12 protein-coding genes are annotated in these 12,330 nt (G+C 54.3%); 2 read left to right on the plus strand and 10 right to left on the minus strand.

All coding sequences use genetic code 11. The annotated features are described in order from the left end of the window. Positions 1-5: 5 nt before the first annotated feature. The 7 genes from prsK to DESUT3_RS11860 all read right to left on the minus strand — a co-directional run bounded on the left by prsK (position 6) and on the right by DESUT3_RS11860 (position 8,154). Positions 6-2,087, minus strand: coding sequence for an XrtA/PEP-CTERM system histidine kinase PrsK (prsK, locus tag DESUT3_RS11830; RefSeq protein ID WP_221248687.1), 2,082 nt, complete (start codon positions 2,085-2,087; stop codon positions 6-8). Between the two features lie 142 nt (positions 2,088-2,229). Beyond that, the gene (locus DESUT3_RS11835; RefSeq protein WP_221248688.1) at positions 2,230-3,300 is read right to left on the minus strand and encodes an SDR family oxidoreductase; all 1,071 of its coding nucleotides are present in this window, start codon (positions 3,298-3,300) and stop codon (positions 2,230-2,232) included. A 160-nt stretch (positions 3,301-3,460) separates the two neighbouring features. Then, positions 3,461-4,777, minus strand: a complete 1,317-nt coding sequence (locus DESUT3_RS11840; RefSeq protein ID WP_221248689.1) for a nucleotide sugar dehydrogenase — start codon at positions 4,775-4,777, stop codon at positions 3,461-3,463. A gap of 774 nt (positions 4,778-5,551) precedes the next feature. Next, positions 5,552-6,708 (minus strand): IS3 family transposase gene (locus tag DESUT3_RS11845; protein ID WP_221248485.1). Its coding sequence is split into 2 segments (ribosomal slippage): positions 5,552-6,459 and positions 6,459-6,708, totalling 1,158 coding nucleotides; the frame shifts between segments, so codons are not numbered across the junction. A 604-nt stretch (positions 6,709-7,312) separates the two neighbouring features. Then, on the minus strand, positions 7,313-7,633 hold the full coding sequence (locus DESUT3_RS11850) for a helix-turn-helix domain-containing protein (protein ID WP_221252539.1): 321 nt from the start codon (positions 7,631-7,633) through the stop codon (positions 7,313-7,315). 12 nt (positions 7,634-7,645) lie between these two features. Next, complete coding sequence (locus tag DESUT3_RS11855) at positions 7,646-7,939, minus strand: type II toxin-antitoxin system RelE/ParE family toxin (RefSeq protein WP_221248690.1); 294 nt, start codon at positions 7,937-7,939, stop codon at positions 7,646-7,648. Next, positions 7,936-8,154: an addiction module protein gene (locus DESUT3_RS11860; protein WP_221248692.1), complete on the minus strand. Its 219-nt coding sequence runs from the start codon at positions 8,152-8,154 to the stop codon at positions 7,936-7,938. The genes DESUT3_RS11855 and DESUT3_RS11860 overlap by 4 nt, the downstream gene beginning before the upstream one ends. Positions 8,155-8,516: 362 nt before the next feature. Between DESUT3_RS11860 and DESUT3_RS11865 the strand changes: the two genes are divergently transcribed. Both DESUT3_RS11865 and brnA read left to right on the plus strand, forming a co-directional pair. Next, positions 8,517-8,786, plus strand: a complete 270-nt coding sequence (locus DESUT3_RS11865) for a BrnT family toxin (protein WP_221248693.1) — start codon at positions 8,517-8,519, stop codon at positions 8,784-8,786. Further along, positions 8,767-8,997: a type II toxin-antitoxin system BrnA family antitoxin gene (gene brnA, locus DESUT3_RS11870; RefSeq protein ID WP_221248694.1), complete on the plus strand. Its 231-nt coding sequence runs from the start codon at positions 8,767-8,769 to the stop codon at positions 8,995-8,997. The genes DESUT3_RS11865 and brnA overlap by 20 nt, the downstream gene beginning before the upstream one ends. A 408-nt stretch (positions 8,998-9,405) precedes the next feature. Here the strand turns inward: brnA and DESUT3_RS11875 are convergent, their stop codons facing one another. The 3 genes from DESUT3_RS11875 to xrtA all read right to left on the minus strand — a co-directional run bounded on the left by DESUT3_RS11875 (position 9,406) and on the right by xrtA (position 12,197). Next, entirely contained in the window at positions 9,406-10,038 is a 633-nt protein-coding gene (locus tag DESUT3_RS11875; RefSeq protein WP_221248695.1) for an exosortase C-terminal domain/associated protein EpsI, read from the minus strand. Positions 10,039-10,555: 517 nt separating this feature from the next. After that, complete coding sequence (locus DESUT3_RS11880) at positions 10,556-10,957, minus strand: GxxExxY protein (RefSeq protein WP_221248696.1); 402 nt, start codon at positions 10,955-10,957, stop codon at positions 10,556-10,558. A 391-nt stretch (positions 10,958-11,348) separates the two neighbouring features. Beyond that, positions 11,349-12,197, minus strand: coding sequence for an exosortase A (gene xrtA / locus DESUT3_RS11885; protein ID WP_221248697.1), 849 nt, complete (start codon positions 12,195-12,197; stop codon positions 11,349-11,351). Positions 12,198-12,330 lie beyond the last annotated feature (133 nt).

Genomic DNA, 12,330 nt, shown 5'->3' on the forward strand with positions numbered 1-12,330 from the left:
CCATTCTAAACCGCCTCAACGCCCTCAGCGGCTAACTCTTGCTCCGCCAGGGGAACCCAAACGGTGAACACCGCCCCCTCCCCTTCCCGGCTCTCGACCTCGATCCTGCCCCCATGGGCCTCGACAACCTGCCGGCACTGGTAGAGGCCGATGCCGAAGCCCTTCTTCTTGGTGGTCTGGAAGGGCCTGAACAGCCGGGTGCGGATGAACTCCTCGCTCATGCCGCTGCCCTGGTCGCTGACCCGAACGAAACCCATGCCGTTGCTCCCCACCGCGACCCGCACCGGGACCTCCCCCCCGCAGGCTTCGCGGGCGTTGACCACCAGGTTCAATACCACCTTCTGGATCTCGACGGCGTCGATCAGGGTCAGCACCGGTTCGCCGCTCAGCTCGATGCCATCCCCTCCGGCGAGGCGGATGCCGTCGCGGGCGGTTTTTAGCAGGTCCTCGGGGAAGAGCTGCAGCGAGGACTTGCCTTCCATGTTTTTCAGTCGGGCGATAAGGTCTTTCATTTTTTTGACGGTGCCGTCCAGGGTTTCCAGCATGTCCTCCTGGAACTCCGGGTCGTCCAGGTAGCTTTTGGCATTGTCCACCACCAGGGCCAGGCTGGAGACGAGGTTCTTCAGATCGTGCATGACAAAAGCCGAAACCTTGCCCATCGCCGCCATTTCCTGCGCGGTTGAGAGCTGGGCCGAAAGGTGCAGGCTGAGCAGCGACGAGGTGGCCTGGTGGGCCAGCACCTTCATCAGGTCGTAATCCTCGTAGGTCAGGGTCTCGCCGGGGTTGATGCGCTGCCCAAGGAAAACAATTCCTTCGAGCTGTTTTTCAAACAGCAGGGGCACCGCCAGCTCAATCCCCTGCTCCCGGCAGAAATACTCGATATCGGCGAGCTCGGCCGAATGCTCGTCGGCCACGTTGAACACCCAGTCCTTATCCGCCAGGTGCCTGGCAAACGCCCCCTCGCCGGCGAACCTTCTCGTCGGCAGCCCCATCTGGCTGCCTGCGACCGCCTCGAAGCGCTCCCCTTCCGGGTCGGCGAGGAAAAGGAGCGCACCCTGCACCGCGAATGTCTCGCAGTAGGCGCCCAGAATGGCCTGCTGCAATTCCACGATGCTGCGGGCCGAGGAAAGGCGTTCGGTGAACCTGAGCCATTCCTTGCGATAATCGAATTTGGCGCGATAAAAGTGTTTGTGCAGAAACACCTTGACCTTGCGCCGGTACCTTTCCGAGAGCATCACCAGCAAAACGGCCAGGGCGGCCAGCACCGCCACCAGCACGAACACCGAGCGCTGGGCGGAAAACTCCAGGTAGCGCATCCCCTCGCCGAGCAGGCCCAGGCCCACCAGGTAGATCCCCACCGCCGCCACCACCAGCGAGCGGTAGGCTACGTCCCGCGAAACCCGCACCGCGCTCGCCTCGCCCCGACGCAGCCGCGAATAACCCATCATCCCGACGCCCAGGGCCAGCAGCAGCGAGCGCGCCGGCACCAGGTTCATGTCCAGCGAGCGATAGAGCAGCGCCTGGCTGTAGTAGAGAAGCAACACGCCGAACACTGTCCCCGCGCCGACGATTTCCAACTTAATGCGCCAGGCCACGGCCCGCGGTAAAGCCACCAGGGTCCGCTCCAGGTGAAAGAGCGCCACGGCCAGGTAAAACATCAGGCCGACGTAAAAGAAGTATCCCGAAGGCCCGAGAAACAGCATCCGCTCCTCGGCAAAATCGGGTGAATAAAAAACCCTCTCCACCGGGGCCAGCGCAGCAAAAACCGGAAACGACAGCGCCCCGGCCAGCAGGACCCGGGAAAACCAGGAAAACCCCCGGATCGCCTGTTCCCTGGCAAAACTCAGCGAAAACAACAAAAAGCAGAAGGGCAGCAGCGACTCGGCTATCAGCGCGCCTTTTTTCAGCGAACGCAGATCATCCGTCCGGTACAGACAAAGCAGATCCAGAATTTCCAACGCGGCAAAGCCCGCCAGCCCCGCCAGCAGAGAAAACACGGCAATGTCCCGCCGCTTCTGGACAAGCAGAAAGGCCATGAAGGCGAAAACGGCGATAATCCCGGTTATGGAGGGCAGGTTGGTTAGCATTTGATACAGTGATCAGTAATTAGTAATGAGTGATTAGTTGAAAGGCCGTGATTCGTAAGGCGTAAGGCGTGATGCGTAAAAATCAAAGACGACTTACTCATCACTTATTACTCATTACTACTCACGCCTTACGATTTACGCCTTACGGCATTTTCTGCCCACGGCCCACGGCCCACGGTCCACGGCCCAAAACCAAATGCGTCTCATACCACCCCAGCGCCTCGTTGAGCCCCTCTTTGATGGTGTGGGTGGGCGCGTAGCCGAGCAGCCGCCGGGCCTTGCCGATATCGGCCTGGGAATGCAGCACGTCCCCGGGGCGGAAATCGCGGTGAACCGGCTTGGCTTCCGCCAGCTGGGGGTGGCGGGCCGCCAGTCCGTCGCGCAGCAGGTCGAAGAGTTCAACCAGGTTGGTGCGGGCATTGACCGCGACGTTGTAGACCTGGTTGAGCGCCTCGGGGTTGTCGGTCAGCGCCGCGAGGATGTTGGCCTGCACCGCGTTCTTCACGTAGCAGAAATCCCGGCTCGTCTCCCCGGTGCCGTTGATGAACACGGTCTCGCCCTGCAGAAGGGCCGCCGTCCACTTGGGGATCACCGCGGCATAGGCCCCATCCGGGTCCTGCCGGGAGCCGAACACGTTGAAATAGCGCAGTCCGATGGATGCAAAGCCGTAGCAGCGCGCGAACACCTCGGCGTACAGCTCGTTGACATACTTGGTCACCGCATAGGGGGAGAGCGGCCGGCCGATGACATCCTCGACCTTGGGCAGCCCCGGGTGGTCGCCATAGGTGGAGCTGCTGGCGGCATAGACGAAGCGCCTCACTCCGCAGTCGCGGGCGGCCACCAGCATGTTGAGAAACCCGGTGACGTTGCTCGCGTTCGAGGTGAGCGGATCGTCGATCGAGCGGGGGACCGACCCCAGCGCCGCCTGGTGCAGCACGTAATCGACGCCGGCGCAGGCCTTTTGGCAATCGACAAGTTCCCGAATATCACCCTCGATGAAGGTGAACCGCGCCCACTGCTCCGGCGTCAGCAATGCCCGAACATCGTCAAGGTTGGCCTGTTTTCCGGTCGAAAAATTATCCAGCCCCACCACCCGCTGCCCATGGGAGAGCAGAAACTCCAGCAGGTGCGAGCCGATGAACCCCGCCGCCCCGGTCACCAGCCAGGTTTGGGGGCTGCGCTTGAGTTGTTCTTTGATTTTGTTGAATTGCATTTTTCCCTGTAATCCGTAATTCGTAATACGTGATGCGTAAGTCGTAAAGGGCTAAGACCCGTGATGCGTGATGCATGATGCGTAATCAGTTTAAATGCAGTCCTAAATACTTATTACCTATCACGCCTTACGCATTACGCCTTACGGGCCCTCCCCCCCCTCAAAGCCGCCAGTAAACCATCCCCTGCCCTTCGACCGCGCCCTTGTCGAAGAACGACTTCACGTCGATGACCACCCCGGCGCCGTTGCCGTTGGCGCAGACCTCTTGCAGCCAGGCGGCGTCCAGCTTTTTGAAGGCCTCATGCGACACCGCCAGGATCACGCAGTCCACCTTGCCGATGCCGTCGAGGCCGGTCAGCTCCACGCCGTATTCATGACGCGCCTCCTCGGCGTCGGCGAAGGGGTCATGGACCAATGCCTCGACGCCGTACTCCTGCAGCTCGGCGAGGATGTCCACCACCTTGCTGTTGCGGATGTCGGGGATGTTTTCCTTGAAGGTCAGGCCCAGCACCAGGATCCGGCAACCCTTGACGGCCTTGCCGGACTGGATGAGCTTCTTGACGGTCATCTCGGCCACGTACTTGCCCATGCCGTCGTTGATGCGGCGGCCGGCCAGGATCACCTGGGGGTTGTAGCCGATGGCCTCGGCCTTGTGGGTCAGGTAGTAGGGGTCGACGCCGATGCAGTGGCCGCCGACCAGGCCGGGGGTGAATCTCAGGAAGTTCCACTTGGTGCCGGCCGCTTCCAGCACCTCCATGGTGGGGATGCCCATGCGGTTGAAGATGATCGCCAGCTCGTTCATCAGGGCGATGTTCAGGTCGCGCTGGGTGTTCTCGATGACCTTGGCCGCCTCGGCCACCTTGATGCTCGAGGCCCGGTGCACCCCGGCGTCGACCACCAGCTCGTAGGTCCGGGCCACGGTTTCCAGGGTCTCGGCGTCCTGCCCGGCCACCACCTTGACGATCTTGTCGATGGTGTGCAGCTTGTCACCGGGGTTGATCCGCTCGGGGCTGTAACCGACCTTGAAGTCCACCCCGCATCGCAGGCCCGACTCCCGCTCCAGAATCGGCACGCAGACCTCCTCGGTCACCCCCGGGTAAACCGTGGACTCATAGACGACGATCGCCCCCTTGGCCAGGTTGCGGCCGATGGTGGCCGAGGCTTTTTCCAGGGGCGAGAGATCCGGCTTGCGGAACTCGTCGATGGGTGTCGGCACCGTCACGATGATGAACGAGGCCTCCTTGAGCTGTGCCGGGTCGGTGGTGTACTGGATGCGGGTATCGGCCAGCTCTTCCCGCGTCATTTCCCCCGTCGCGTCAAAGCCCTTGCGCAGCTCCTCCACCTTTTTCACGCTGATGTCGAACCCCACCACCTCGGCCTTCCTGCCGAAGGCCACCGCCAGCGGCAGACCGACATACCCGAGCCCCACCAATGCAATCCGCGCCTTGCGCGCCTTGATATCCTCCACAGAAACCATGAGTCAATCTCCTGAATTAAAAAATCTGCCGCGTTGCAGCAGTCAAAACCCTTAAGTTGGAAGCTGACCAAGCAAAAACCGAAAGGCAATTGTACGCAGATCAAATCTGATTTTCGCGGATAAAGCTAAAAACACAAACAAGAACCAACAAATTCAAAATTGGACGCGGATGAACGCAGATAAACGCCGATCAAACCAAAAACCGCTCTAAAATCACTGGTCTTAAATCCGCAATTATCAGCCCTTATCAGATGTGATCCCCGACCAATTGCCCTTAATTCCCAGACCCGGCCTTAAGCCTTTGCCCCATCAGACTTGATCAGATTTGATCAGCGTCCTATTGCCCTAGGTTGTGCCTGTCTAAAAGAAAAAAACAAAAGCAAATTGGACGCGGATGAACGCAGATAAACGCCGATCAAACCAAAAACTTCTCTAAAATCCCCGGTCTTAAATCCGCAATTATCAGCCCTTATCAGATGTGATCCCCCACCAATTGCCCTTGATTCCCAGACCCGGCCTTAAGCCTTTTGCCCTATCAGACTTGATCAGATTTGATCCGCGTCCTATTGCCCTAGGTTTTGCCTGTCTAAAAGAAAAAAACAAAAGAAAATTGGACGCTGATGAACGCAGATAAACGCGGATCAAACCAAAAACCGCTCTAAAATCCCCGGTCTTAAATCCGCAATTATCAGCCCTTATCAGATGTGATCCCCCACCAATTGCCCTTGATTCCCAGACCCCGCCTTAAGCCTTTTGCCCTATCAGATGAAGTGGTCAACTATTTCCGGACAGTAAAATAGGATTTTTTTCCGCGACAGCAGGAGCACGCCCGCCATTTCTCTGATGGGGGCGGTACCAGTTGTAATAATCCATAAGATATCGGCCAATATCCTTTTGGGCCTCATCGAAAGATGTGTAACCGGCTGAAGGCATCCATTCACTTTTATAGCTGCGAAACACACGCTCCATCGGTGCGTTGTCCCAGCAGTTGCCCCGCCGGCTCATGCTCTGTTTTATCCGATAACGCCATAAGCGTTGGCGAAATGATTTGCTGGCATATTGACAGCCTTGATCTGAGTGAAACGTCACAGCCGTAGGCTGCCCGCGCAACTGGTAAGCATGGTCAAGTGCCGCAATAGTTAAATCGGCATCGACTTTTTCAGACAGACTCCAACCAACGACTCGGCGGCTGTACAGATCCAGGATCACGGCGAGATATATCCATCGCCCTTGTGCCCAGACATAAGTGATATCGCCACACCAGACCTGGTTTGGCTGCTGAACATCGAACTGTCGATCTAAGTGATTCGGTATGTCCGGCCTCTCAACTTTTGCCACTTTGTAGGCGGGTGGCCTGGGTTGTTTACTGACGAGATTAGCTTCTTTCATCAGCCGCCGAACTTTAAAGCGCCCGACAATTTCACCGTCTTGGCGTAGCTTGCTCATAATGCTTCGGCTGCCTGCGGACTGGCGACTTTTGTTGAATATTTCAGTAGCTTTAGCGCGCAACCGCAAACGCTCGACATCAATTTTTTTGCGGCGATCCCGATAGTCGTAATAGCTCGAACGGGGAATTTCCAATAATGAACACAGCTGCTGGACGTTTCCATGCTCCCTTAAGTGGTCGATCAGCGCGAAGATTTTAGATCGTCCGACATTAAGAGAGCGGTAGCCTTTTTTAGGATCGATTTCTCTCTTTCCAGTTTTCTGACTTGTTCCTCTAGCTCTTGGATTCGTTGTTGCTCGGGTGTCAACGCCTGTGCTTTCGGTGTCACTCCGCCATATTCGCCCTGAAGCTGTTTAACCCAGCGGCTCATGGCCGTTGACCCGACACCTGTCGCACGACAGGCTTCGGCTATTGAATAGCCCTGATCCACAACAAGTCCGGCGGCTTCGCGTTTGAACTCTTTGGTAAAGGTCCGTCTTCCCATAACTCTGAACACTCCTTGAAGGTGGCTCAATATACCACCTTAGTTGGTGTCCGGGGTTAGTAGACCACTTCAAGACTTGATCAGATTTGATCAGCGTCCTATTGCCCTTGATTTTGCCTGTCTAAAAGAAAAAAACAAAAGCAAATTGAACGCGGATGAACGCAGATAAACGCGGATCAAACCAAAAACTGCTCTAAAATCCCCGGTCTTAAATCCGCAATTATCAGCCCTTATCAGATGTGATCACCCACCAATTGCCCTTAATTCCCAGACCCCGCCTTAAGCCTTTGCCCTATCAGACTTGATCAGATTTGATCAGCGTCCTATTGCCCTTGATTTTGCCTGTCTAAAAGAAAAAAACAAAAGCAAATTGAACGCGGATGAACGCAGATAAACGCGGATCAAACCAAAAACTTCTCTAAAATCCCCGGTCTTAAATCCGCAATTATCAGCCCTTATCAGATGTGATCCCCGACCAATTGCCCTTAATTCCCAGACCCCGCCTTAAGCCTTTGCCCTATCAGACTTGATCAGATTTGATCAGCGTCCAATTGCCCTTGGTTTCCAGATTTTTCCAACCCCTCGTCAGGATCGCCAAGGGACCTCAATCCGTCACAACTTCCAACGGAACGCCCAAAGCGCTTGCGGTTGCAGTTGCAGTTGCAGTTGCAGCAAGAGTATCGACGGTCCCCTGCCGCTTGCCGGGTTCAATTTGGGACAGGTAGGGTTTGCTGTTTCCGGCTTTATCTGCGAGGTCCTGCTGAGTCAGGCCCCGGTGCTCGCGCCATGACTTTACCGGCGACTCTCCGTCGAGCTCGCGGCGAAGGATTTCAGCGGGAACCACAAACTCGCGGCCAGCCTGGTAGGCTTCCTGGAATTCTGCCACAGCTTGCGCATCAGTCTTATCCTCAAGCAACTCCAACATGCGCAATTATTCTCACTCCCTCTCAATCCAATAGGCAGGCTTTCGCCTCAAGTGAGCAACGGCGACAACTGTAATAGCATCACCGTTCAAACCATAAAAGATCCCATAGGGAAAGCGGTTGACGAGGCAACGTCTGACTTTTTCACCAACCAGCGGCTGGAGGGTTGGAAAACTCGCTATGAGCCGGATTGTTTGATCGATTTCGTCGAGAAACTCGTACCCGAGACCGACTGCCTGTTCTTCATACCATGCAAAGGCATCGTCAAGTTCAGCCTGCGCCAGCGGGAGAAAAGCGATTTTCATCATTTCTTGCGATACTTGGCCATGACCGAATCGTAGGAAACAGCCTCGACCTCCCCACGCTCAAAAGCATCCCAACGAGCGCTCGCTTCTTTAACCCAGATCTTTTCAATCGCCTCGTCAGGCTTGATAGTGTCCCGAATGAGGAGATCGATTATTTTAACCCGCTCAGAAGGGGCAAGTTTTTCAATCTCTTTCACCAGTTCTTTCGTGGTTGGCATCTTTTTTTGCTCCCTATCCTCATCAAATTTCTTGGGTTTGGCCTCTCATCAACTCTTACCTTGTTGAAGCCAAGAGGTCAAACTCTTTTAATCTTACTTATCGGCCCCCCTCCCCCCCGTCAACCCCCAGATTTAAAATAAACCAGCACGTTTCATGGCTTGACCATATCTGCCCTTGTCAGATTTGATCAGATGTGATCCCCAACCAATTGCCCTTGATTCCCAGACCCCGCCTTAAGCCTTTGCCCTATCAGACTTGATCGGATTTGATCAGCGTCCTATTGCCCTTGGATTTCCGACCTTGCCTTCTCTAAACACCCAAAATTGACAACCATATACCTAACAGGTATATTTCAAACACCATGCACTTCGAATTCGACCCGGAAAAAAGTGCCGCCAATCTGGCCAAGCACGGCATCGACTTCGTCGAGGCGCAGGCCCTCTGGAGCGACCCAGACCTGCTTGAAATCCCTGCAAAAAACCTCGATGAACCGCGCTACCTGGTCATCGGCAGGATTGGCAAAAAACACTGGTCCGGGATCATAACCTACCGCCAGACTATAATTCGGATCATCTCCGTCCGGCGGTCACGAGCAGAAGAGGTTTCTTTGTATGAAAACGAAAGCATCTGACTTCGACAAGAAATTCGATGCCGGAGAAGACATTACCAAGCACCTGGATCTCAGCAAGGCCCGGCGCCCGGAGCAGGAACAGAAAAGGGTAAATGTGGATTTCCCCCTCTGGATGCTGCAATCCCTCGACAGGGAGGCACGGCGCCTCGGCGTCCCCCGCCAAGCCGTTATTAAAATCTGGATCGCCGAACGCCTCGAAAAAATTGCCTGACAATCAGGCTACCTGATTTTTTGCCTTATTAACCCACTACTGCAAAGATCATATTTGGACGCAGATTTCCAGGATAAACGCGGAAAAAAAAGCCAAAACCAGATCTTCGACGGGTTTGCCTTATCCGCGTTCATCAGATTTGATCCGCGTCCCAACCAGCCTTGCGCCTTTAGCCTTATCCGCATTAACCAGACTCGATCAGATGTGATCCCCGACCAATTGCCCTTGATTCTCAGACCCCGCCTTGAGGCTTCTGCCCTATCAGATCCGATCAGACCTGATCAGCGTCCCATTCCGCCTTTCGCTTTTAGCCTTAATCAGACTTTATCAGATTTGATCAGCGTCCAATTGCCCTCGATTTTCTGATCCCGCCCTCACTCATCACTCATCACTCATCACTCATCACAATCAGTTAGGCAAAACCCGCTGAATATGCGGATAAAAATCCCGGATAAACCGCTCCCCCACCGCCACGGCCTGCTCCACATCCTCCTCGAACGGCACCGAGACCCGAACAAAGGCCGAGTCCCTCCGGTTGTGCAGGATCGAGTTCTTCACCTCGGCGAACTTCAGCGCGTACTCGTCATTCAGAGTCCGCCCCTTCACCTGGTACCAGTAAAGGAAAAGCTCCTTCGCATAACCGTTCTGGTAAGTCGACCGAACCAGGTTAATCCGCTCCCCGCCCAGGTTCATCTCCCCCGAAACCGACGACATCTCATGCCAGCCGCTGCCCGGCAGGCAGTGCTTCGGCGAATGAATCGGCCCGCTCTCCGGCCCGCCGCCGTGGTAGCCCAGGTAGATCGAAACCCTCTTCCCCTCCCCGTCCTGGTACATCCGCGAGATATAATCCGTCGGCTTCAGCACCTCCAGCACCCGCTCATCAAAACGCGTCTCCTCCGCCATCCGCCAGCCGTTCTCATGCCGGGGAATCTCCTCGAGCGGCTTGCTGGAGGGCACGTAGACGTCACCGTGGGTGTGGACGAAAATGGCCGCGGCGATCAAGAGCCCGTAAACAATAAATAACCTATATTTTGAGATCAATGGACTCTCCTAATCTTGTCAAACAAGCCAAGCTTCCAAAGGAAAAGGAATAAACCAAACCATGTTGGGACGCGGATTTTCAGGATAAACGCGGATTTAAAACAAAAGCCGAATCTTCACAGGGTTTGACCTTATCCGCGTTCTTCCGCGTTCATCCGCGTCCAATTGGGGTTGCCAGTTTTTTCTTTGTCCCCATCTCCGACAAAACCACCCAAGTGGTAACAAAACCAAAACGAAAGGCATTTCTGGACGCGGATTTTCAGGATAAACGCGGATTTAAAACAAAAGCCAGATTTTCACAGGGTTTGACCTTATCCGCGTTCTTCCGCGTTCATCCGCGTCCAATTGGGGTTACCAGTTTTTTCTCTGTCCCCATCTCCGACAAAACCACCCAAGTGGTAACAAAACCAAAACGAAAGGCATTTCTGGACGCGGATTTTCAGGATAAACGCGGATCAAACCAAAAAAACAATAGTAGAACTTGAAAGGAATTGACCCTATCCACGTTCATCTGCGTTCATCCGCGTACTCTTTGACTTTTCTTCCTCCCATTCTCAAAGGCCTTACGCACAATTTGAGGTTTTGGACCAAAATTCAAAAGAAGCCCCACTTCAACATCAGTAGCCTTAAGATAGTTCAGAAGTTGCGCCTCATGTTCTGGAAGAAGCGTTTTCACTGCCTTTATTTCAACAATTACCTTGTCCTCAACAACCAGATCGGCAAAATATTCTCCAACGACTTGGCCGTTATATGAAACAATAATGGGGCTCTGGGCTACAGCCTTGAGATCTTTGGCTGCGAGTTCAAGTCCCAAGGCATTTTCATAAACTTTTTCCAGAAAGCCATAACCAAGCTGCCCATAAACATTATAAAAACAACAAATAATAAGATTGGTTAGATCGTATTCTTTTAATTCCATAACAAATAAGATTTCCTTCAGGCCCTGTCCTTATCCGCGTTCATCTGCGTCAAATTAAGCCTTTTGCCTCTTCCCTTAATCCAGTATCTTTACAACCGAAAACAATATGGGACGCGGATTTTCAGGATAAACGCGGATCAATCAAAAAGAGTTCAAGAGCTCCTTATGCCTAAAAAGGTGTTGCCCTATCAGCGTTCATCTGCGTTCATCCGCGTCCAATTAAGCCTTTTGCCTCTTCCCTTAATGCAGTATCTTTAAAACCGAAAACAACATGGGACGAGGATTTTCAGAATAAACGCGGAACAACTAAAAAACCTAACAGTTCCTCAGCCTTGAAAGGTTTTGCCCTATCCGCGTTAATCCGCGTTCATCCGCGTCCAATTACAGCTTTTCAAGCCTTTCTCTCACCCCCAACCTTCCGCAACACAGCACCAGTTCCGACCAAAAGCACCATCGCAAGCACAAACACAGCCATCCCCGCAAACTCGTGAAAAAACCCCTCCGCCGCAGCCGCACCGTAGTACTGCGCCAAAAACCCGGTCACAATCACCCGCACCATGTTGGTGAAAATCGCGATGGGGATCGCCATCAGGATCAGGAAGGTCTTTTTGAAGGCGGTCTTCTGCGACATGAAGGCAAAGGCTACCGCCAGGGCGATGAGCGACATCAGCGAACGCAGGCCGCTGCAGGCGTCGGCGACTTCGAGGACGGTGTTGGGGAACATGATGATGTTCCCCTCGCGCATGACGATGACGCCCAGGGCCTTGAGGGAGATGACGGAGAACTTGGCGACGAAGAGCTTCAGGGGGAAGGCGGCCGCATCATAAACAATGTACGGCAGCGGGACCATGAAGATCAGAAAACCGATGGGCAGGGCCAGGATCTTGAAGACCTGCCAGCCGAACAGGTAAAGGACGATGCCGGCCAGCAGAACAACCAGCGACGAGCGCATGGTGAAATACTCGGTACCGGCGATACCGACGATCAGCATTGCAAGGCCGCCGAGGATGACCAATAAGCCCAGATTGCTTGGGCGAACCGGGGAGGCGTTGAGCTCGGCCTTCTTCTGCAGGAGGAAATAAATCGAGATGACCGGGACCAGGAAACCGTGGGAATAGTTGGGGTCATTGCTCCACTGATCGACCATGCCAGGGAAGATTGTGGCATAGGCCGCGGCTAACAACGGAAGGGACAACAGAAGCGGAAACTTGTTATTGGAAATAGCTCTTGAAAATGTCAAAAGTCCCCCCCCACCAAAAAGGTCAAATGCGAATTTGATTCCGATTTATACCCCGAAATTGGCATATAAGCCTAAATTAGGCCTGATATTCACTTGGTTCTTTATGTTTGTCAGCAGTTACCTTGCTCCAACC

The organism is Desulfuromonas versatilis, assembly GCF_019704135.1.
Lineage (GTDB): Bacteria > Desulfobacterota > Desulfuromonadia > Desulfuromonadales > NIT-T3 > Desulfuromonas_A > Desulfuromonas_A versatilis.